This window comes from Arachidicoccus rhizosphaerae (assembly GCF_900107765.1).
GTDB lineage: Bacteria > Bacteroidota > Bacteroidia > Chitinophagales > Chitinophagaceae > Arachidicoccus > Arachidicoccus rhizosphaerae.
On sequence record NZ_FNQY01000018.1, the window covers coordinates 24809 to 45773 of the forward strand.

The 20965-nt window shown below is 44.5% G+C and carries 18 protein-coding genes; 11 read left to right on the forward strand and 7 right to left on the reverse strand.

Annotation, left to right across the window (positions count from 1 at the left end; translation table 11 throughout):
• Positions 1-115 precede the first annotated feature (115 nt).
• Entirely contained in the window at positions 116-1111 is a 996-nt protein-coding gene (locus BLU80_RS14120; protein ID WP_091399739.1) for a GlxA family transcriptional regulator, read from the forward strand.
• Positions 1112-1253: 142 nt separating this feature from the next.
• On the opposite strand, the gene BLU80_RS14125 is transcribed toward BLU80_RS14120, so the two are convergent.
• Positions 1254-1682, reverse strand: coding sequence for an Hsp20/alpha crystallin family protein (locus BLU80_RS14125; RefSeq protein WP_091399740.1), 429 nt, complete (start codon positions 1680-1682; stop codon positions 1254-1256).
• Between the two features lie 334 nt (positions 1683-2016).
• Here BLU80_RS14125 and BLU80_RS14130 point away from each other — a divergent pair, with 334 nt between their 5' ends.
• Positions 2017-2430 (forward strand): BrxA/BrxB family bacilliredoxin, encoded by a 414-nt coding sequence (locus tag BLU80_RS14130; RefSeq protein WP_091399742.1) that lies wholly within the window; start codon positions 2017-2019, stop codon positions 2428-2430.
• Positions 2431-2590: 160 nt separating this feature from the next.
• Here BLU80_RS14130 and mqnE read toward each other — a convergent pair whose 3' ends face one another.
• The gene (gene mqnE, locus BLU80_RS14135) at positions 2591-3769 is read right to left on the reverse strand and encodes an aminofutalosine synthase MqnE (protein ID WP_091399744.1); all 1179 of its coding nucleotides are present in this window, start codon (positions 3767-3769) and stop codon (positions 2591-2593) included.
• Positions 3770-3916: 147 nt separating this feature from the next.
• Positions 3917-4261 carry a winged helix-turn-helix transcriptional regulator gene (locus BLU80_RS14140; protein ID WP_091399746.1) on the reverse strand — a complete coding sequence of 115 codons (345 nt, stop codon included), beginning with the start codon at positions 4259-4261 and terminating at the stop codon, positions 3917-3919.
• 78 nt (positions 4262-4339) lie between these two features.
• Between BLU80_RS14140 and BLU80_RS14145 the strand changes: the two genes are divergently transcribed.
• The 7 genes from BLU80_RS14145 to BLU80_RS14175 all read left to right on the forward strand — a co-directional run bounded on the left by BLU80_RS14145 (position 4340) and on the right by BLU80_RS14175 (position 10270).
• Complete coding sequence (locus tag BLU80_RS14145; RefSeq protein ID WP_091399747.1) at positions 4340-5083, forward strand: SDR family oxidoreductase; 744 nt, start codon at positions 4340-4342, stop codon at positions 5081-5083.
• 125 nt (positions 5084-5208) lie between these two features.
• Positions 5209-5988, forward strand: a complete 780-nt coding sequence (locus BLU80_RS14150) for a DUF1223 domain-containing protein (protein WP_091399749.1) — start codon at positions 5209-5211, stop codon at positions 5986-5988.
• Positions 5989-6088: 100 nt separating this feature from the next.
• A complete protein-coding gene (locus BLU80_RS14155) occupies positions 6089-6571 on the forward strand; it encodes an organic hydroperoxide resistance protein (RefSeq protein WP_244518934.1) in 483 nt (160 codons plus the stop codon).
• A 221-nt stretch (positions 6572-6792) separates the two neighbouring features.
• The gene (locus BLU80_RS14160; protein ID WP_091399751.1) at positions 6793-7785 is read left to right on the forward strand and encodes a cytochrome P460 family protein; all 993 of its coding nucleotides are present in this window, start codon (positions 6793-6795) and stop codon (positions 7783-7785) included.
• 121 nt (positions 7786-7906) lie between these two features.
• Positions 7907-8416, forward strand: coding sequence for a hypothetical protein (locus tag BLU80_RS14165; protein ID WP_091399752.1), 510 nt, complete (start codon positions 7907-7909; stop codon positions 8414-8416).
• 53 nt (positions 8417-8469) lie between these two features.
• A complete protein-coding gene (locus BLU80_RS14170; RefSeq protein WP_091399754.1) occupies positions 8470-9504 on the forward strand; it encodes a sensor histidine kinase in 1035 nt (344 codons plus the stop codon).
• The gene (locus BLU80_RS14175) at positions 9485-10270 is read left to right on the forward strand and encodes a LytR/AlgR family response regulator transcription factor (RefSeq protein WP_091399756.1); all 786 of its coding nucleotides are present in this window, start codon (positions 9485-9487) and stop codon (positions 10268-10270) included. The genes BLU80_RS14170 and BLU80_RS14175 overlap by 20 nt, the downstream gene beginning before the upstream one ends.
• 109 nt (positions 10271-10379) lie before the next feature.
• Here the strand turns inward: BLU80_RS14175 and BLU80_RS14180 are convergent, their stop codons facing one another.
• The 4 genes from BLU80_RS14180 to BLU80_RS14195 form a co-directional block, all read right to left on the reverse strand.
• Positions 10380-11417 carry an alpha/beta fold hydrolase gene (locus BLU80_RS14180; protein WP_091399758.1) on the reverse strand — a complete coding sequence of 346 codons (1038 nt, stop codon included), beginning with the start codon at positions 11415-11417 and terminating at the stop codon, positions 10380-10382.
• A 46-nt stretch (positions 11418-11463) separates the two neighbouring features.
• Positions 11464-11886, reverse strand: coding sequence for a DoxX family protein (locus BLU80_RS14185; RefSeq protein ID WP_091399760.1), 423 nt, complete (start codon positions 11884-11886; stop codon positions 11464-11466).
• Between the two features lie 650 nt (positions 11887-12536).
• Positions 12537-13493 (reverse strand): hydrogen peroxide-inducible genes activator, encoded by a 957-nt coding sequence (locus BLU80_RS14190; RefSeq protein WP_091399761.1) that lies wholly within the window; start codon positions 13491-13493, stop codon positions 12537-12539.
• A 56-nt stretch (positions 13494-13549) separates the two neighbouring features.
• Positions 13550-15946: an outer membrane beta-barrel family protein gene (locus BLU80_RS14195; RefSeq protein ID WP_091399763.1), complete on the reverse strand. Its 2397-nt coding sequence runs from the start codon at positions 15944-15946 to the stop codon at positions 13550-13552.
• Positions 15947-16426: 480 nt separating this feature from the next.
• Here BLU80_RS14195 and BLU80_RS14200 point away from each other — a divergent pair, with 480 nt between their 5' ends.
• Both BLU80_RS14200 and mutS read left to right on the forward strand, forming a co-directional pair.
• A complete protein-coding gene (locus BLU80_RS14200; protein ID WP_091399765.1) occupies positions 16427-17920 on the forward strand; it encodes a catalase in 1494 nt (497 codons plus the stop codon).
• 329 nt (positions 17921-18249) lie between these two features.
• Positions 18250-20916, forward strand: coding sequence for a DNA mismatch repair protein MutS (gene mutS / locus BLU80_RS14205; protein WP_091399767.1), 2667 nt, complete (start codon positions 18250-18252; stop codon positions 20914-20916).
• Positions 20917-20965: the final 49 nt, after the last annotated feature.

Here is a 20965-nt window from a genome sequence, read left to right on the forward strand (position 1 = left end):
GATTTGCGTTCTTTGTATTGAGTATGATAATGGTTTGAAATTAGCCAAATATGCAAGTCAACCTGAGATATATATTGAAAAGGCGTCGTAATTACAAAATGTGTATCTTTAGTGAATGAAGCGAATCTCCATTCTTGTGCCGGAAAGAGCTATTTTAGGCAGCCTGGAAGGGTCCAGGCAGCTATTTACCCAAGTGAATGGTTTTTGTGTACAAAACGGACAGCCCCCACTATTCGATATACAGCTGGTGGGGATAAAGCTGGGCACCAAGGTGAGTGGTGGTCTTTTCACGGTAAATGCTACCCATCTGATAAGCGAAGTGTATACGACAGATCTGATCATTATCCCAGCCATTGACGGAGATCTGGGAGAAGCGATTGAGATTAACCGGACGTTTATCCCTTGGATCAAAACGCAGTTTGAAGCAGGGGCAGAGGTGGCGAGTCTTTGTCTGGGCGCCTTTTTACTGGCAGAAACCGGACTGCTGGCGGGCAGAAAATGCGCAACCCATTGGATGGCATCGACTGATTTTAAACAGCGCTATCCAAGCGCGGAGCTGCTGACGGAAAAAGTAATTACGGAAGATAATGGTATTTATTGCAGCGGTGGGGCCTTCTCCTATCTGAATCTGATATTATATCTGATCGAAAAATATGCCGGTAGGCAGATGGCCTTACTATGTGCCAAGGTATTTGCCATTGAAATTGACCGGGAATCGCAGCTTCCTTTTACCATGTTCAGCGGTCAGAAAAACCATGAGGATCATGAAGTGAAAAAAGCCCAACAATTTATTGAGACTAATTTCAGGGATAAAATTTCTATTGACCAGTTGTGTGATCTGGTGGCTGTAGGGCGCAGGAGTTTTGAAAGAAGGTTTAAAAAAGCCACAAATAATACCGTGCTTGAATATATTCAGCGAGTCAAAATTGAGGCGGCCAAACAGCAGTTGGAACTGGAGGAGAAAAATGTCAATGAAGTGATGTTTGAAGTCGGTTATCTGGATCAAAAAACCTTCAGAGGCATGTTTAAAAAAGTAACGGGTTTGTCGCCACTGGCCTATAAAAATAAGTTCAGAAATCTATCGCCAGCCGCCCTTGAAAGTCATCTATGAGTTAAAGCAGACGGGGCTGAAATACCGAATCCCGTTTGTCCACCCGCAAAAAAAATCCCACAAAGCTAAAAAGCTGTGGGAGTTCTTCAGCTGGCTAGCCGAAGCATTAAACAAAGTTACTTAATTTATCTGGCCGGGATGATTAAAGAATTTCAATCGCTTTAGGGGAAATTTTCACTTCCTCTTTTTTAGGAAGACTTACACTTAAAATCCCGTTTTCGTATTTAGCCACAATTTTATCGGCGTCGATTTTCTCATCCAGGGTAAAAGTTCTTTTAAAACTTCTGGTGCTGAATTCCTGACGGTGGATTTTTGTATCCTCGCTTTTTTGTTCAGCAGTAGTCTGCTTTTCGTAAGAGATGGTCAGCAGATTGTCCTCCACATTTAATTTGAAGTCTTGTTTTTGTAAACCGGGAGCTGCTACTTCCAGTTCAAAAGCTTCTTTATTTTCTTTTACATTCACTGCAGGTACATGCAGTTCTTTTGCAAAATTGCCAGCGGGGAAGCCGCCAAATACTTCTTCAAACAGGTTGTTTAAGGTGCCGTAGTTTCTTTTTGCTAAGGTTGACATATTTAATAATTTTTGAAAGTGAATAATTGTTTTTTAATGTTTGTTTTTTATTCTCCCTGAATGCCTTTTTGATTTTCAGGTTCGTTTTACAGATTTCAAATGCCGTACCAGGGCCAAAAAAGACTTTTTTGAGGCCAAAGAGACAGAAATAATAAAATGAATATGACAAAATGACTTAATTTAATTTGTGCTTATGTCATTATGGCGTAATGAATAGTTCTAAACCAGGAAATGATTCCTCCACAGCTTCCTTTACCTTTGGAAAGGGGGCCGTAATGACGTAGCTCTCGATAAATTTGTATCTTTGTGGTTCATAAAAACAAAAACATTTACTATGTATCCTGAAGAAATAGTAATGCCGATGAAGGCGGAGTTAACTGATTATGGTTTTGAAGATTTAACCACTCCGCAATCTATTGACGCTGCTTTACAGCGCCCCGGTACTACACTGATTGTCATTAATTCCGTATGCGGATGTTCTGCAGGAAGTGCCCGCCCAGGTGTACTGATGGCTGTCCAGAATTCAGAAAAGAAACCTGATCATTTGGCGACCTCTTTTGCCGGTTTTGACGCGGCTGCTGTTAGCAGATTAAGAGAGTTCTTACTGCCTTATCCGCCTTCCTCACCTTCCATTGCCTTATTTAAAGATGGTAAGCTGGTGAATTTCATTGAAAGGCACATGATTGAAGGCAGATCCGCACAGTTAATCGCAGGTGCGTTAATGCAGGCATTTGAAGAAAATTGTTAGTATATCCCATAAGGACTACAAGATATTTATAAAAAGTGCTGTTATTTATGACAGCAGCTTAGAACGCAGTTAGTGAGCTAAAAATTGACGGGCCGGTAAATTCATTTTTACCGGCCCGTTTTGCTGTGTGCAATAACCTTTGAGATTTTTAAAATTCTTATTAATTGTATTGCGGATTATGACTCAGTGCTTCTAGATCCTCCTCACCATAATCCTTAATGGTATGGTAGAGGGTATCTCTTTCTATGGGATGGCGGCCCGCCTGACGAATCAAAGAGACCAGTTCTGCGGTAGACAGTGCAGGTTTTTGTTCCTCACTGCCCGCCATTGTATAAATCTTGGTCGTGTCATCAATGGTACCGTCCAGGTCATCTACCCCGAAGCTTAATGTTAATTGGGCGCTTTGCCTTCCCAGCATGGGCCAGTAAGCTTTCAGATGCGGAAAGTTATCCAGATAAAGTCTGGAGATGGCGTATAAACGCATGTCTTCTACGACGGAGCTCTCCGGCACTTCAGACATATCATTGTTTTTGTTTCTGAATTTAAGCGGGATAAAAGTATTGAAGCCTCCTGTTTCATCCTGCAGGGTTCTTAATTTATCCATATGATCGATACGGTGCATATAGTTTTCAATATGGCCGTATAACATGGTCGCGTTGGAATGCATCCCTAAGTTATGGGCAGCTTTGTGTATGCTGAGCCAGCCTTCGGTATCCACCTTATCGTGACAGATCTGACTGCGGATATCAGGATGGAAGATCTCAGCTCCGCCGCCGGGCAAAGATTGTAGCCCTGCATCCTTTAAGAGCTGCATACCTTCTTCCGGACTGACTTTGGCCTTGCGGAACATATAATCCAGTTCCACGGCTGTATATCCTTTTATATGCAGTTCTGGCCGGTGTTCTTTGATGCGCTTCATCACGTCAATAAAAAACTGCATGGTCAGTTTAGGATGAACCCCGCCTACAATATGTACTTCGGTAACGGGTTTATTGTCATAACTCTTGACAATATGCATCATCTGGTCAGCAGACAGTTCCCAGCCTTCTTCTCTGTTCTTATATAATCTGGAATAGGAGCAGAAGGTACAGGTAAATACACACACATTGGTGGGTTCAATATGGAAATTCCGGTTAAAGTAGGTGTTGTTACCATGTCTTTTTTCCCGGATATAATTGGCCAGGCCACCGGCAAATCCTAAGGAGGCTTTTTCAAATAAGGTGATTCCTTCCTGGAAACTTATTCTCTGCTCTGCTAATATTTTCTCGCCAATCTTTCTAAGCGCTGCATCTTTTTCACTGGAAATCAATTGCTCGACTCCACTTATTGTTTCCGTCATAATCACAAATTTAGTGCACAAATTTACGGTTTATTGCGTAAAAGAACTCATAAATGCACCAGCGTCCTGTTTCAGGACGCTGGTGCATACTGATCAGAGAAATCTCCTCTTATGTTAAGGGCAGCCATGGCGGATACAGGGGGGATATCAGGCTTGCCGGTTTTTCACGACCTTTTCATGCGCTTCTCCCCACCGGATCATTTCCTGGATAATCTGGCCAAAGGTTCTACAATACGCTGTTGGTTCGTATTCAATGAGTACCGGGAGTTCAGGATACACATTTCTTTTAAGTAACTTATTGAGTTCCATGTCTTTTAGTTCTTTAGAGAGCATACGTCTGGTAATACCCGGTATGCTTTTTTCAATTTCACGGAACCGGCGGTTACCATTGCACAGTGAATTGATCACCGGGATACGCCATTTACCACCGATAAAATACAGGGTGTTTTGTAAGGCCTTTAATTCTGCCTGTTGATTTCTGGTTATTGCCATGATTATTTTGGTATACTTAGTGATACGTGTTACAAAAGTATACCATTACCTGCATAATTTTGCATCAAATTTAAAATCATGAAAATATTTGAAAACAAGGTAGCCCTGGTAACGGGCGCCAACAGCGGAATCGGATATGCCGCCGCAGGGCAGCTTGTATCAGAGGGCGCTACCGTTATTATGACGGGCAGAAGAGCCGAAGCCATTCGTGAAGCGGCTCAAAAGATCGGTGGTGTTGCCATGGTGGCTGACCAGGCGAAATTACCGGATACCGACCGCCTTTTTGAAGACGTGAAGTCCAGGTATGGCCAACTGGATATTCTGTTTGTAAATGCGGGTATAACCGGTAAACAGGCCTTTATAGAACAGGCCAGTGAGGAAAATTTTGATGCCGTCATGAATATCAATTTCAAAGGCGCCTACTTTATGCTGAGCCGTTTTATTCCTCTGCTGGCCAGCGGCGCTTCTGTAGTGATTCTTTCCTCCATCGCGGCCAGCACACATATGGCCAGAAGCTCCGTGTATCAGGCCAGCAAGGCAGCGCTGAATTCTATGGCCAAAACAGCAGCCGCTGAACTGGCGGATAGAAAAATCAGGGTGAATCTGGTGAGTCCTGGCCCGCATAAAACGGAAGTCTTGAAAAAGACCGGCCTAAATGAACAGGAACTGTACCAAATCAATCAGCATCTCACCAGCATTATTCCCTTAAAGCAAATGGGCAATCCGGCAGATGTGGCCAAACTGGTGAGCTATCTGTCCAGACCTGAATCAGCCTTTATCACTGGTGCCGAGGTAATCGTAGATGGAGGTATGACGCTTTAGTTGCTTTGCCGGCCGCTTTAAAGTGTCCTGGATCCGTTTGAAGTGTTGATTTGTCCGTTTCGGATGGATACAGGATTGGGTGAGCAGCGAGGGCGGCTAATTTTGACTTCATAAAATAAAAGATCATGAAAGTTCAAAATCAATTAAGCACTATTTTCAGGAGCCTTTGCTTACTGATTGGCCTTAGCTTATTAATGGCTTTGTTTACCAGCCTGCAAGCACAAACCGGGCAAAAAGCACCAGGATTTGCCGTTCTGGAATTATTTACTTCTGAAGGCTGCTCCAGCTGCCCGCCGGCAGAAAACCTGCTGGCAAAAATTCATGCACAGACAAAGGGTCAGCCGGTATATGTTCTGGCATACCATGTAGACTACTGGGACAGAGCAGGGTGGAAGGATCGTTTCAGTCAGCACAGTTTTTCACTCAGACAATATGCCTATAGCAGCAGCCTGTCCGCTCAGGTGTATACGCCGCAACTTGTGATCAATGGTTTAACGCAGGGGATAGGGAGTGAGGAACCTTTTGTAAGGGATGCCATCGCAAAGGCACTTGCCGAGAAGGCCAAGGCGACCATGGAGATGACCCTGGATAAGGCAACTGCAGGGGCGGCAACGGTGACTTATGCGGTTCAGGGGCAGGTGTCGGGGACCCGGCTTGAAATCGCCCTATTGCAAAAACAGGCGGTCAGCCAGGTGCGTGGAGGTGAAAACAAAGGTCGCAGCTTGATTCATAAGGGCATCGTCCGGGCATTAGAAACTTATGAGCTGTCCGGTCATGATAAAGGCACTGTTCGGATTGCCTTACCTGCCGGATTCAATAAGGATGCCTATGACGTGATTGGTTTTCTTCAGCTGCCAGGTTCAGGTGCAATCATTGCGGCAGCGCCGGTATTGATCAGGGATTGATTAAGCTCCCTATGATAATGCAGTCAATATGAACAGCCCCTGTCTATGAATCCTCCCAATAAAAGAACAAGCACATTTATAAATTAAATAAACATTGAAAATGGAATCACAACATCAAATGAAAACGCCGATAACCCATGGCGCCCCAGTTATCACTAGCCAGGTAAATGATTTACAAAAAGTATGGTATACGGGCAGAGTATCGGTTACGGGTGGCAGGGATGGCCGGGCGCGCAGCAGTGACGGCCAGCTGGATCTCGGCCTCAGCCAGCCCGGCAGTAAAAAGCCCGGCAGTAATCCCGAACAACTTTTAGCGGCTGGCTGGTCAGCCTGTTTTACCAGTGCCATGCAGTTAAATGCGCCGGCATTGGGTGTAGCATTACCGGAAGGTACCCGGGTAGAAGCAGAAGTTGATTTAGCCACCGGTACAGGTGGATATTTTATCAGTGCCCGCTTACAGGTCATTTTGCCGGGACTGGATGATACGCTGGCCGCAGAACTGGTGAAAACGGCTCATGGGAGTTGCCCTTATTCCAAGGCAACGAAAGGCAACATTAATGTGGACATCAGGGTGGTTGTTTAAACAGCCGGTTGCTAGTCAAATGAAGTCAGCAGGCAAAGCTTTGAAGGGAAGCTTTGCCTGCTGACTTTGCTCATTCAAGGAAGCTTGTTTTTTAAGAGGCGTTTTTTTTGAGGACAGGCTTTGTCCGGTTCAAAGCCAGATTTGTCCGTTTGGAGGCAATGGTGTTTCCTTAAAACTTCGCCTGTTTATAGCTTTGGTATGAATCATTAAAAACATCTGTTATGTGGCACTTCAATAAAGAAAAACCCGGATTATTCCGGTCAAATATTTTCCGGATCACGGCCGCCTTATCCTCCCTTTTTATACTGATACAATTTATAGGCCCCCGGGTTACCAGGCCTGTCGTGACGCATCCTTTGGTGGCATCACCCGAGGTGACGGGTATCTTAAAAAGAGCCTGTTATGACTGCCATTCCAATGAAACCCGCAAAAATCTATGGACAGAACTGGCGCCTTTTTCCTGGGTCATCGCAGAGGATGTCCAGGAGGCCCGCAGCCGATTTGATTTTTCAACATTCGATACCCTGTCCAAGGCTCAGCAACAAGGGTTTATATGGGAAATGGTAAATATGGTACTGGACGAAAAAATGCCCTTGCCCGGTTATAGTAAGGTGCATCCGGAGTCCGGACTGACTTCCCGGGATATATCGGTATTAAAGGCTTACGCAGTGTCCCTTAACCCGGCGGTATATCATGACAGCCTGGCCATTCTGGATGCCCGCCGTCAACGCGCCGCCGATAAAGAGAGGCCGGTGGATTTGCCCGTGTCGGCTAATGGTGTTGCTTACAGCAGCATTAAAGATTATCAGCATTGGCAGGTGATCAGTACAACCAATCGTTTTGATAACAACCGCAGTATCCGGGTTATTTACGGCAATGATATTGCCGCCGAGGCTGTCAGAACCAATCATATCAAGCCCTGGCCTGAAGGCAGTATCATCGTTAAGGTGGTATGGGATATTATAGAAGAAAAAAACGGAGATATCCTGCCTGGCCGCTTTAACAATGTCCAGATGATGATCAAAGACAGCCATCAATTTAAACAAAGTGAAGGTTGGGGCTTTGCCAAATTTACCGGCGAAGGCCTGGTGCCTTATGGGAAAGACGCCTCCTTTAACGCCGCCTGTTTTAATTGTCACAAGGCTGCCAGTGAATATGGGTATGTATTCAATATACCGCTTCCTGATGGTGAAAACATGGCTGTAAACCATTAGTATAAAGCGGCTTGTAAAACGCAACCTTACAGCTATGGACCGACGGCGTATGGGGGATCAGAACAGCCAAAGCAATAAAAAACAACCAGCAACTTAACATTTACCGTTACAATAAATCGTCATGAAAAATTGGATATATATTTTGGGATTTGCCCTGCTAGTGACCGGATGTCATAAGCGGGAAAGGGCTTTAGTGAAGAGATCTTTGTTGAATGCCCATGGCAAAATAGTGTATACTGTTTTTGCCAATAGAGCGGATAAGACCATGAGTATTGTCTATATAGATAAAATGCACCCGCTCCGGGGCGCTGAGGCTGAACCCAAATTTGTAAGTGGCGCGGTGCTGGAGGTAGTGACTTATGCGCAAAATGATAATAAATATTGGTACGGAAGTTATCTCAACGGGCCGCTGAGATCTGTGGAGCAACTGACCCTTAAAAAGTTAGACTCTTTCCCCCGTATTGGTGTAACTGCTAAAAAAGCCCGTGATCCCAGTTTAGATCCGGACAACTGGCAGTATTCATTAATAGAAGGTAATTCTCCTGCCACGGGGCACCCGCATCCAGGTCGCCGTCAGATTTATGAGCGCACCCGTCAAATCATTTCCAAAAGCGCTGTGTTTTTCCCTTAATTCAATAAATTTGCTGAACAAATGCACCTTGCATTGACTTTAATCTCATCTGGATGAAGACATCTGATCTGAAAATTTCTCCGGCCGTTATCTGGACCAGCTCCATCATCTTAGGGGTTTTGTCCTCTGTGCCGCAGCTGGCATCACATAGTTTTAACTGGAAGGAAGCCGTTGTAAATGCAGCGCTGACTTCCGGTTTTGCTATTATTATGTGGTATGTGAACCTTTACTTCTTTGACAGCTATCATAAGAAGATCTCTCAAAGAAAAATCTCTAACAAGCAAATCTCTTACAGCAGGTTATTTATTACATTCGGGGTGGGCATCGTAATTATGTTTGTGCTAGCCTGGCTGCAGCAACTGATTCTCTCTCATATTAATTTTGGCCCTGTGATGCTCATGATTGAAGTGCGCGGGCTTTTAATTAATCTGATCTGTTTTACATTTTTATATCTGCTGCAGCAAAACTTTGAAAACCGGCATATCACACTTGAACTGGAACAAATGAGAAATGATAACCTGGCTGCCCAATATGAACTGCTTAAGCAGCAGATTAATCCTCATTTTCTGTTTAACAGCTTAAACACCTTAAAATCTATGGTAGATAACCAGGAGCCGGAGGCTGCTGGTTATATTATTAAGTTGTCGAATTTTTACAGGTATACCCTGGAGAGCAGAAAATCAGATCTCATTACGCTCAAAGAAGAAATGAATATCGTGGGTGCTTTTATTTATTTGCAAAAAGCCAGATTTGCGAATGGTTTTGAATTTATAAACCAGCTCGAGGTAGATGCAGAAAATACTTTGTTACCGCCATTCTCCCTGCAGCTCTTGCTGGAAAATTGCCTGAAGCACAATATCGTGTCCGAAGAAAATCCCTTACAGATCAGGCTATACAGTGAGAACGGTTGGCTGATTTTGGAAAACCAGGTACAGTTAAAGTCAGGGGACCATCATTCACTGGGGGTTGGACTGGAAAATATCAGGCTAAGATACCAGCATCTGACAGAACAGCAAGTGGTGGTTCAGCAAAGTGAGACATTATTTACTATTAAACTTCCCATGATCTATGAAAATCCTCATCATTGAAGATGAACCCAGGGCGGCGAGTTCGCTGGAAAAAATAATTATGCAGTTAAGGCCGGAGGCACAATTGCTGGGTAAATGCCAGTCGGTCTCGGCCTCGGTCAAACTGCTCCGTCAGGATATTGAACCGGAACTTATTTTTATGGATATTCAACTGGCTGACGGACTGTCTTTTGAAATTTTTAAACAGGTGGACATACAGGCACCTGTTATTTTTTGTACGGCTTTTGATGAGTATTCCATTGAAGCCTTCAAGAAAAACGGAATCGATTATATCCTTAAACCCTTCTCTGAAACAGATATCGCCCAGGCGCTGGAAAAAGTAGAAAGACTGGGGCAGTTCTACCGCTCAAAGGATAGCGGCTCTCAGTCTTCGCAGGTGCTGCCGGATTTGAATGAACTGGTGGCAAGGCTGTCAACACCATCTGGTAAGACCAGCTTTTTAGTGTTTCAACAGCAGAAATATATGACCATTCCGACTGTGGATATCGCTTATTTCTTTGTACAGCATAATGCCACCTGTATTGTCTGCTACGATCAGAAGGTCTATGTGCTGAGTCAGTCCCTGGATCAGATTGCCTCAGAGGTTTCGGAACGGGAATTTTTCAGGGCCAACAGGCAGTATCTGGTGGCCTTTAAAGCCATCAAGGAAGTGGAACCTTTTTTTATGCGCAAGTTGTATGTAAAACTGGTGATTGAAACCAAGGAAAAGATCCTGGTCAATAAAGAAAAGGCGCCTAGGCTGCTGGCATGGCTGGAAAATAGATAGGGGGGCACCGTTTTTCCGGGAAGCAGTGAACAAAAATAAAACACAAAAAGAAGCTGCAGTTAAAACCTAGTAACCGCAGCTTCTTTTTGCTGTATCTTTTTATGATTTTTTATTCTGCCAGATGTGCCGCCTGGATAATGGCTGCTGCAAATGCTGCAGGGGCTTCCTTGGGCAGATCATGGCCTATGCCCCCCTGGATGGTGTGATGGTCATATTTGCCCGTGAATTTATTTCTGTAAGCTGCAGGCTGTGGATGAGGCGCACCGTTGGCATCACCTTCCAAAGTGACCGTTGGTACAGTAATATCAGGTAAGGCGTTTATTTTAGCTTCCATTTGACGATAGCATGGATCTGCTGCTGTCAGTTGTAAACGGTACCTGTAATTATGGATGGTAATAGCGACATGATCGGGATTATCCAGCGCTTTAGCTTCCTTGTCAAAGGTCGCCTGACTAAAATGCCAGTCCGGGGAGGCTAGCTGCCAGATCAGTTTTGCAAAATCATGAGTATTTTCTTTGTAACCCTGTTCACCTCTTTGAGTGGCAAAATAAAACTGGTACCACCAGGCCAGTTCAGCCTTGGGCGGCAAAGGGGTGCTGCTGCTCTTTGGATCACCGATCAGATACCCGCTTACCGCTACCAGCGCTGTGCATCTTTCAGGATAAAGGGCTGCTATAATGTCCGCTGTCCTCGCACCCCAGTCAAAGCCACCTAAAATGGCTTTTTTAATATGCAGGGCGTCCATAAAATCCAGCAGATCCTGTGCCAGCGCAGCGGGTTCCCCGCTTCTGGTGGTGGTATCAGATAAAAAGGTGGTGGATCCAAAGCCTCTGGCATAGGGGACATAGACCCGGTAACCTTTGGCTGCCAGCATCCTGCTGCTCTCTTTATAGCTTTCAATGCCGTAGGGCCAGCCGTGCAGTAAAATTACGGGCTGCCCATTTTGAGGCCCGTAGACAGCGTATCCTACCTCTAATTTGCCGGCTTTGATCTGAAGGGTACTGTCCTGGTTAACCTGAGATAGCTGACGGGCAAAGCCAGGGTGCGAGGCGGTGATGCCAAGGATTGTAAAAAACAGCGTAAGTATAAAAGTCACTGTTGTATGGCAGGCATTACCCAGGCTGTTTAATTGATTATTTGTGTTCATGGTTATAATATTTTGAATGGTTGAATGATGATGAATCCGGATGGAGTTAGGATACTTTTTTTGAATAGCCTTTGGAGATGATTAGTGGCTGATGGTGCCACACAGGGTACAGTTTCCTGAACTGCCAGTAGGTAATGCTTATGATGGTAAAAGCGATCATGGCATCAATGGTGGCCGCAAACCCAAGAACGGCCATTTTGGAGAAGAAGGCAAAAAGGATATCAAAAAAGATTCCGGCAAAGACCCATTCTTTTAACCTAAGCAGTCTGTTGGGGATTAACAGTACGACGATGCCGGATAATTTAGCGATGCCCAATAAGTAGATAAAATGAGGGGGATAGCCCAGTTTAACCGTGATGTCCCAGACAAGGGGATTTTTAGTCAGTTCACAAATGCCGCTGGTGCCAAACCATAAGGAGATCAGAATGACTCCTGTGTAAAAAGTGATTTTTGAGATTTTGTTGTTCATGATCTTAAAGTTTAAAAAATTGAAAATTGTTGTAGTGTTGTCTCATCTTTGTTTGCTGACACAAAGTTGTTGCAAGAGCCAGGTTTTTCATAGGGCGGATGGCTCTAAACGGACAAAGAAGTGCCTGAACCGGACAAGCGGCAGGATATACATTGCTATGGAGATAATAAGCCGGCGCGGTGTTTGTTTACCCTTGGTATGGATACCCTATTGATACGCAGGTAGTGATACGGCTCCCTCTGCCAGCAGGATACCGGTGGAAAGGTATATCAGGTTATGGAGGGATTAAATACTAGCAGGAGACTGGCGTTAAATGGGAGGCTGATGGCCGTATACCTTTTTCGAAGCTATGCAGTTGTTCAAATGGCTGGGATGAGTCGGCAATAACAGGGCCAGCAGATATACGGATTTTTTAGCAATCCCAGATGGTGGAGCTTGTGGTATGATGGTGCTTTGATGCTAATGAGCGAGTCTGAACCATCGGTATTTATAATAACTGCGTATCATTAGCCTTATTTGTTATTTGACTAAGGATACGCAGTTACCTGATGGGGTGGACGATTCCTGTTCACCCGATGTATGCCCTAACGTAACAGTTGAAGGGACAGGTGCTGCCCTTTGTCAGGCACCTCATTTTTTCTATTTGTTTGTTACACATGCAATCCGCCACCCAGCACCGGGACAATGGACTTTTTGGCATTGCTGCGCAGCTTGGTCGGGATGCTGTCCAGTACCGCATGTTTGATGGCACCTACCAGTTTTCTTTTGACAAAATCCCGGTGGGTGACAATGCCCACCTCTCTGACCGGCGCCGGAGATTTAAACATCCTGAGTCTTTCCTTCTGGTCGGCCGTCAGACTGTAGGTGGCCAGCTCAGGTAAAATAGTAATGCCTTCACCGGCATCTACCATTCTGCGAAGGGTTTCCAGGCTTCCCGCCTCATACTCAAAGTGCGGTCCGGCAACACTGCGCTTTCTTAGTTCGCACAGGTTAATGATTTGAGAGCGAAAACAGTGTCCTTCTTCCAGTAATAACAGATCATTGGGGTCTATATCCGCCGATAAAATAAAATGCTTTCTAAGTAGTTTATTCTTGCCGGAGGAATAAACCATGAGTTCCTCGTAAAACAGCGGATCCTCTTTGATTCCTTTTTCATGCAGGGGCGTTACCAAGATACCCATATCGATCTGTCCTTCTCTGAGTTTTTTTATCAAATGCTCTGTAGTAAGCTCGATAATGGTCAGCTTTACCTGCGGGAATTTCTTGGTAAATACCGGAACAAATAAGGGCAGTAAATAGGGGGCAAGGGTCGGGATCACGGCTACTTTAATTTCTCCCGATACCAGGTCTTTTTTCTCCTGGATCATTTCTGTCAGCACGTCCTTTTCCGCCAGGATCCTTCTGGCCTGTTCAATAATTTCTTCTCCGGCAACGGTAGGGACAACCGGCTGCTTACTGCGGTCAAATATTTTGACCGCCAGTTCTTCTTCCAGTTTCTGTATCTGCATACTGAGGGTGGGCTGTGTAATATGACAGCTTTGCGCAGCATCCGCAAAATGACGATAGGCATTAACGGCAACGATATATTCTAATTGGGTAAAGGTCATGATTGTTATAATCTATTAAGTGAACAAAGTTATTCAATTATATTGATATTTATGGCTTACAGACGGCTTTGTATTTCTTCGCTGGAGCTCTCTATCTTTTTGGTTTTAAAGGATTTACCTTTCATGAAATTGTATGTTAAAGATAATTTAAACATTCGGCTTTGTCTGGCCTGTCTAAGGAAAATCTCATTATCATCGTATTTGATCGTCCCTGTAATATTGCGGCCCAGGAAGAGGTCCGTTAAGCCGGCTCTGATTTTTAAATTGCCATCCATTAGCTTTTTTTCCACTCCTATATCCACCTTGGAGATATTGCCGACAAAAATATTGCCTTCAATGGCGTGGTTTAAATAAAAGGCGCTCAGATTGGCGCTCCACGTTGTACTGATTTTAAAATCCTGAGCGGTTTGCAGATAGACTAAGGGTTGCTTGATGGCAAAACCGGCAGTTTTAATATCTTCATAACGGTACTGCAGGGTGTTATTGGTTTTCCACCATTTTGTAATCTGTAAGGGAATGCTTAAAGTAGCGCTATATCTTTTGGTAGAGCCATTGTTGCCACGGGTGATTTCCACAAGGGCGGTATCCTGACTCATATGTGTAATCTGAGAAATCTCATCCTTGAAATCACTGTAAGCGATGGATAAATTGTATTTATTGGCAAGGGTGAGCCCTATCTCATAATTGTCAGAGAACTGCGGTTTCAGATTTGGATTGCCCGTTTCAATGGTATAATTATCCAGATAGGAAATATATGGGTTCAGGTCATTATAATAAGGCCTTTGAATCCTCTTATTATATGACAGGCTTAAATAGTTGCTGCCTTTTTCATTTAAGTCCCTTTTGACAAATACCGTCGGAAACAGATTAAAATAACTGTTTTCATTGACGCTGTTTTGTTCAGCCGCCAGCGTAGCGCTGGTCTTTGTGTTTTCCCCTCTTACTCCTAATTGAATCTCCGTATTGAATACTTTAGCCTCCAGCGTTATAAAGCCTGCCAGAATATGTTCTCTGTAGTGATACTGATAATAAAGAGAAGGGTCTGCGGTCCAGTTGTCATCCAGTATACGGGTAAAATTATTGATGTGGTCAATTTCAGTGCCGGTGTATTTACCACCAAAATGAAGCTTGGTGGTAGGGCTGAATACCTGCATATATTTAATATCCGCTGTCAGTATTTTGTCCCGGTTGGGCATCCCGTATCTGAAGCTGCTGTCTCTTGTGGCCATGCCACTGGCATCATAGTCCTGGCTGATGGCAAGGCTGGAGCTATTATCATGGGTCATGGTATAATCCGCCTTAATCTCCAGTTGGGAACCGGACGTGTCGGTGTCTAAATGGTAATTAAAGGTGAAGTTGTGCAGATTACGGGCGTTCTGATCCGTAAAATGTCCGTCAGAGCTATAGTTGTCAGCTGGCAAGGCTGGATAATTGATATCGCTGGTAGAATGCGTTACACTGCTGGAATGGTTAAATGATCCGTTATACCCCAGGGCAAGATACTGGCCTGCACTCAGATCATAGGTGGCGCCCAGTCTTACATTATGTCCGTTATAGCGGTTAATAATCAGATTGGAGGCCGCATATAATCCGTCATTGGGGAAATTTCTGCTTTGATGGATATCATTAAAGGCTTTTTGCTGATAGTGGCTGTAATTACCGGTAAGGGTCAGTTTATTATTATGGTAGTTCATCTGAAGCCCCTGGTCATTACCCGGATACCGACCGATGGAATAACCGGCGCTGAGATTCCCGGTGAGGCCTGCCGTACGTTGTTTTTTCAGGATAATATTGATGATGCCGCCGGTGCCTTCCGCATCATACTCCGCTGATGGATGGGCAATGATTTCAATGGACTGAATATCAGACGCACGTAAATTGTTCAGATAGGAAGTCAGGTCATCTCCACTGAGTTGTAAGAGTACGCCGTTGACCATCACCCGGACTCCGGAATTGCCGTTAATGGAAATGCTGCCGCTACGGTCCACAAATAAGCCGGGAGCCATTTCCATCACTTCCATAGAGTTTTTGCCGGCCACCAGCGCATTGTCCTGAACATTCATGACAACGCGGTCAATTTTACGGGTAACCAAAGGAACAGTGGCTTTGACCGTCACCGTTTCCAATTGCTCTGTTTTTTTATATAAAGTAATATGCAGGGCGGAGTCGCTGATTTCTACCCACTCTTTGGTAGGGGTATAACTGGCTCCGGTCGCAATTAAGTAATAGCGGTTGCCCACAGGCAGATCCATCACGAAGGAACCGTCTTCCGCAGAAATTCTTTCTGCAACTGCCTTGCTGGCCGTATCGGTTGGCATAAAACGAAGGGTGGCAAAAGGTACTGCCTGGCCGTTTTCATCGGTGACATATCCTAAGAGTTTTGCAGCGGACTGTTGCGCAAAACTTTTAAAGCAGGCAACGGTTATTAAAAGAAGAATTAAATACTTTTTCATTGTAGTTTATTTAGTACTATTAATACCACAAAACTATGCATCTATTGGTACTATGCAATACATAGTATTAGATTAATGATACATTTTTTAAATTGTATATTGTATTAATTTTATATTCAATTAAATATATCGAATCAATAAAATGTTAAATCGAATGAAGAAATTTGTTTACATAGATATTCTTGATTATTCAAGTATGGAGAGGCCGCTGATAATGGGTGTATTTTGCCTGAAAAAGTCAGGGCCCGTCTGTGCTTAAAGGAAAATAACCCCGGCAAATGTCATGAGAGGCGGATAGGAACTGTTTGAAAGGGGATTTAATTGATTTTATCTATATCTATCTATTTGACTTATAATTGATATAGAAAATGTCTATGTAGTATCGATGCTATCAATAGTTAGTTATGGCCGCTTGTCTTTACTTTTGTCCAAGCAAATCATCGATATACATACATTTAAAAATTTTAAACTAAATAAATCATGAACGAGAAAAAATTAACCAGCGCTTCGGGGATTCCCTATACAGATCATGAGGATACCAAAGGAGTAGGCCCCAGAGGCCCCTTATTATTGGAAGACTTTATTTTACATGAGAAACTGGCTCATTTTAACAGAGAAAGGATCCCTGAGAGAATTGTACATGCCAAAGGATCTGGCGCCTTTGGCACTTTTACCGTCACCCATGATATTACAAAATATACCAAGGCAAAGCTGTTTAGTGAGGTGGGTAAGCAAACCAGAATTTTATTTCGTTTTTCCACGGTGGCCGGCGAGCGTGGCAGCGCAGATACGGAAAGAGATCCCAGAGGTTTTGCCATGAAATACTATACGGAGGACGGCAACTGGGACCTGGTGGGCAACAACACCCCCATCTTCTTTATTAAGGATGCCAAGAAATTCCCGGATTTTATTCATACACAAAAAAGAGACCCTTTTACCAACTGCAAAAGTGCAACCGCTGTTTGGGATTTCTGGAGCCTGTGCCCGGAGAGTCTGCACCAGGTTTTATTTGTGATGTCAGACAGAGGCACTCCTGTGGGATACCGACATATGCATGGATATGGCAGCCATACTTTTTCCTTGATAAATAATGAGAACGAGAAAGTTTGGGTCAAATTCCATCTGCGCACCGAACAGGGAATTAAAAACTTTACCGGTGCTGAGGCTAATCAAATGAAAAGCGTGGATAGTGATTTTGCCCAGCGGGATTTACTGGAAGCGATTGAAAAAGGCGCCTTCCCCAGATGGAAGATGTATATTCAGGTAATGACTTTAGAAGAAGCCAAAACGCATCCGTTTAACCCCTTTGATGTTACCAAGACCTGGTCTCAACAAGCGTTTCCTTTAATTGAAGTCGGTGTTGCGGAACTCAATGAAAACGCAGACAATTATTTTGCCCAGATAGAGCAGGCTGCATTTGCGCCCGCACATATTGTGGATGGCATTGGATTTTCTCCGGATAAAATGCTCCAAGGACGCATATTAGGTTATACCGATGCTCAGCGCTACCGCCTGGGTGCCAACTATGAACAGATCCCGGTCAACCGTTGCCCGTTTGCTGTCAATAATTATCAGCGTGATGGCCATATGCGTGTTGACGGTAATGGGGGCAGATCTGCTAATTATTATCCCAACAGTTTCAGCGATGTGCGTCCGGATATGTCATATGTCCGTCCGGCCGATCAACTGGACAGTAATGTTGCAGATTGGTTTGATCGCAACGGTGAGGGAGAAAATGACCATTATTCTCAGCCCGGAATTTTCTTCAGAGAAGTACTGGATCAGACAGGCAAAGAACATTTAATTGAGAATATCACAAGCGCCATGTCGGGTATAAGTGGTCCCAAAAGAGAAGAGATTATCAATCGCCAGCTTTGTCATTTTTTCAGAGCCGACATTTCCCTTGGAATGGGCGTGGCTAAAGGCCTGGGTATGGATGTCGCTTCTTTAATGGATAAGATGCCCAGAGGATAAATGATAGGTTCAGTCGGCAAATTTATTATAAATTGCTCATTTTTAGGGGATTAAAAATCCCCCGGGATCTAAAAACAAATGTCCCTGCCAGTGGCGCTTTTTTAAAGAAAAGCACCGCTCTGGCAGGGCATTTTACGGTCGGGTAAAATATAGAATATTTGTAATTAGTTAGTTATAGATACTTTTATTTTAAATATATTGTAGCTCTTTTTAAAGACGCCCTTTGCAGGCTTTTATTAAAAGCGGCTGAACCCCCATGATTTCCACTTTTTATACACAATTTTAATGGGCAATTTTAATTTCCTGTCCGGACGCCTATCTTTGTCCCTATGGCAAAAACTAAAGGTGAAACACCCTTAATGCAGCAGCACCGGGAAATTAAACAAAAATATCCCGATGCTATTTTGCTGTTCAGGGTGGGGGATTTTTATGAAACCTTCGGGCAGGATGCGGTGAATGCTGCCGGTGTACTGGGTATCACGCTAACCAAACGTAATAGCGGTAATCCGGATGCAATGGAGCTTGCCGGCTTTCCGCACCATGCACTGGATGCGTATCTGCATAAACTGGTAAAAGGTGGTTACAGGGTGGCCGTCGTAGATCAGCTCGAAGATCCTAAGGCCGCTAGAGGCATCGTCAAAAGGGGGGTGACCGAACTGGTCACACCGGGACTTGCTATAGATGATAAATTATTGGAAAACGGCAGCAATAATTTTTTAGCTGCTATTCATTATACGGATCAGGGGCTGGGTGCCGCTTTCCTGGATATTTCAACCGGGGAATTTTTTGTGGCAGAAGGGACGCAGGAGTATATCGAGAAACTTGTCCAGTCACTGCGCCCGGCGGAGATTATTTTTCAAAGGAGTTATCAAAAAAAGCTTAAAGAACAATTCGGGCAGGGTGTATTTACTTATACGCTGGAAGCCTGGATTTTTGAGCTGGGTTTTGCCGCTGAGGCTTTACTGAAGCATTTTCAGGTCCATAGCTTAAAAGGCTTTGGGATTGATCAGTTGGATAAAGGCATTATTGCCGCCGGCGCCATTTTGCATTATTTAAAAGAGACACAACATCCGGATCTGGATCATATTACACAGATTCAGCGTATTGAAAAGGATGATTTTCTCTGGATGGATCGTTTTACCATCCGCAACCTGGAGCTTTTACCAACAGGCAGGCAGCCCGGGGAACAGACCTTGTTGCAAGTGCTGGATAGCTCCCGTACGGCAATGGGAGCCCGCTTATTGAAAAGATGGCTGATCATGCCCCTCATTGATGAAGGCAAGATTCAGCGTAGATTAAACAGTGTAGAGCAGCTGGTCTTAAGCCCTGATACCCTACAACCTTTGCAAAACCTGCTGTCGGGTTGCGGAGACCTGGAAAGACTGGCCAGCAAGGTGGCCATGAAAAGGGTAGGCCCCAGAGAAGTCGTACAGCTAGCGAGCAGCCTGGGTGTCTGTAAGGACATTAAAGCTTTAATGGAAGTACAAAAAGATGCCTATCTAAGCAGTCTGGGAGCCGGACTAGATCCCTGTCAGGCAATTCAGGATAAAATAGCCATGGAGCTCGTAGCGGAACCGCCTGCACTTGCCTCCAAGGGGGGCATTATAGCGGCCGGCGTATCTGAACAGCTTGATGAGCTCCGGGAGATCTCTGCCAACGGGAAGGGCTATCTGGAAGCCATGCAAAAAAGAGAGGCGGAGGCCACCGGTATTTCTTCTTTAAAAGTGGGTTTCAATAATGTATTCGGCTATTATCTGGAAGTGACCAACCTGCATAAAGATAAGGTGCCGGAAAACTGGATTCGCAAACAGACCCTGGCGGCTGCAGAGCGGTATATCACCGAAGAACTGAAAGGGTATGAAGAAAAAATAACAGGCGCACAGGAAAAAATAGCGGTCATAGAAGCGGATATTTATAACCGTTTACTGGAGCAGCTGGCTACTTATACCAGGCATTTGCAAAGCAATGCACAGCTGCTGGCCACCCTTGACCTGCTGGCCGGTTTTGCGGGGAATGCCTTAAAATATAATTACCATAAGCCGGTATTACATAAGGGTACGGCCCTGAAGCTAAAGGCAAGCCGTCATCCGGTCATTGAAAGGTATTTACCGCCAGGGGAACCCTATGTAGATAATGATATTTTCCTGGACGCGGAAACGCAGCAGATTATTATTTTGACCGGGCCAAACATGAGTGGTAAAAGCGCCCTGCTCAGGCAAACCGCCCTGATTACGCTGATGGCTCATATGGGGAGTTTTGTGCCAGCCTCGGAGGCGGAGGTGCCGCTGACGGATAAAATATTTACCCGCGTGGGGGCAAGCGATAATCTGAGTGGCGGCGAGAGTACCTTTATGGTGGAGATGAATGAAACGGCCAGTATTATCAATAATATTTCTGCCAGAAGCCTGATATTACTGGATGAAATAGGCCGGGGCACATCGACTTATGACGGCATTTCCATTGCCTGGAGTATTGTAGAGTACCTGCATGGGGCCCCAGGAAAGCCAAAGACTTTATTTGCGACCCATTATCATGAACTCAATGATCTGGAAACTTATCTGCCCCGGGTAAAAAATTATCATATCACCAATAAAGAGATCGGTCAAAAGATTATTTTCTTAAGAAAACTGGCTCCCGGTGGCAGCACCCACAGTTTTGGTATCCATGTCGCAAAAATGGCGGGTATGCCGCCTTCCTTGACAGGCAGGGCTACGGAGATTTTAAAGCAGCTGGAACAAAACAGAGATGAAGGCGGTTTGGGGCAGGGCGGTCCTAAGGAACAGGAGGGAAAAGAGCATAAAGGCATGCCCAGCGTGGAAGCGGCTACAGAAGGGATCAAAAAAGCCAATGCGCCACATCTGCAACTCAGCATTTTTGATACCCATACAGAAGTTTTTGATGAAATCAGAACAGCACTCAATGAAATTAATATCGATGAGCTGACACCGGTGGCCGCTCTGCTGAAGCTCAATCAGATCAAGGGTTTGCTAAAATAAAGAAATTGGGATATATTCACACAAAAGAACGCAAAGATTAGAAGCAGAT

Coding starts and splice junctions, on each gene's coding strand:
- BLU80_RS14120 (WP_091399739.1), top strand. CDS start 116: ATGAAGCGAATCTCCATTCTTGTGCCGGAAAGAGCTATTTTAGGCAGC.
- BLU80_RS14125 (WP_091399740.1), bottom strand. CDS start 1,682: ATGTCAACCTTAGCAAAAAGAAACTACGGCACCTTAAACAACCTGTTT.
- BLU80_RS14130 (WP_091399742.1), top strand. CDS start 2,017: ATGTATCCTGAAGAAATAGTAATGCCGATGAAGGCGGAGTTAACTGAT.
- mqnE (WP_091399744.1), bottom strand. CDS start 3,769: ATGACGGAAACAATAAGTGGAGTCGAGCAATTGATTTCCAGTGAAAAA.
- BLU80_RS14140 (WP_091399746.1), bottom strand. CDS start 4,261: ATGGCAATAACCAGAAATCAACAGGCAGAATTAAAGGCCTTACAAAAC.
- BLU80_RS14145 (WP_091399747.1), top strand. CDS start 4,340: ATGAAAATATTTGAAAACAAGGTAGCCCTGGTAACGGGCGCCAACAGC.
- BLU80_RS14150 (WP_091399749.1), top strand. CDS start 5,209: ATGAAAGTTCAAAATCAATTAAGCACTATTTTCAGGAGCCTTTGCTTA.
- BLU80_RS14155 (WP_244518934.1), top strand. CDS start 6,089: ATGGAATCACAACATCAAATGAAAACGCCGATAACCCATGGCGCCCCA.
- BLU80_RS14160 (WP_091399751.1), top strand. CDS start 6,793: ATGTGGCACTTCAATAAAGAAAAACCCGGATTATTCCGGTCAAATATT.
- BLU80_RS14165 (WP_091399752.1), top strand. CDS start 7,907: ATGAAAAATTGGATATATATTTTGGGATTTGCCCTGCTAGTGACCGGA.
- BLU80_RS14170 (WP_091399754.1), top strand. CDS start 8,470: ATGAAGACATCTGATCTGAAAATTTCTCCGGCCGTTATCTGGACCAGC.
- BLU80_RS14175 (WP_091399756.1), top strand. CDS start 9,485: ATGAAAATCCTCATCATTGAAGATGAACCCAGGGCGGCGAGTTCGCTG.
- BLU80_RS14180 (WP_091399758.1), bottom strand. CDS start 11,417: ATGAACACAAATAATCAATTAAACAGCCTGGGTAATGCCTGCCATACA.
- BLU80_RS14185 (WP_091399760.1), bottom strand. CDS start 11,886: ATGAACAACAAAATCTCAAAAATCACTTTTTACACAGGAGTCATTCTG.
- BLU80_RS14190 (WP_091399761.1), bottom strand. CDS start 13,493: ATGACCTTTACCCAATTAGAATATATCGTTGCCGTTAATGCCTATCGT.
- BLU80_RS14195 (WP_091399763.1), bottom strand. CDS start 15,946: ATGAAAAAGTATTTAATTCTTCTTTTAATAACCGTTGCCTGCTTTAAA.
- BLU80_RS14200 (WP_091399765.1), top strand. CDS start 16,427: ATGAACGAGAAAAAATTAACCAGCGCTTCGGGGATTCCCTATACAGAT.
- mutS (WP_091399767.1), top strand. CDS start 18,250: ATGGCAAAAACTAAAGGTGAAACACCCTTAATGCAGCAGCACCGGGAA.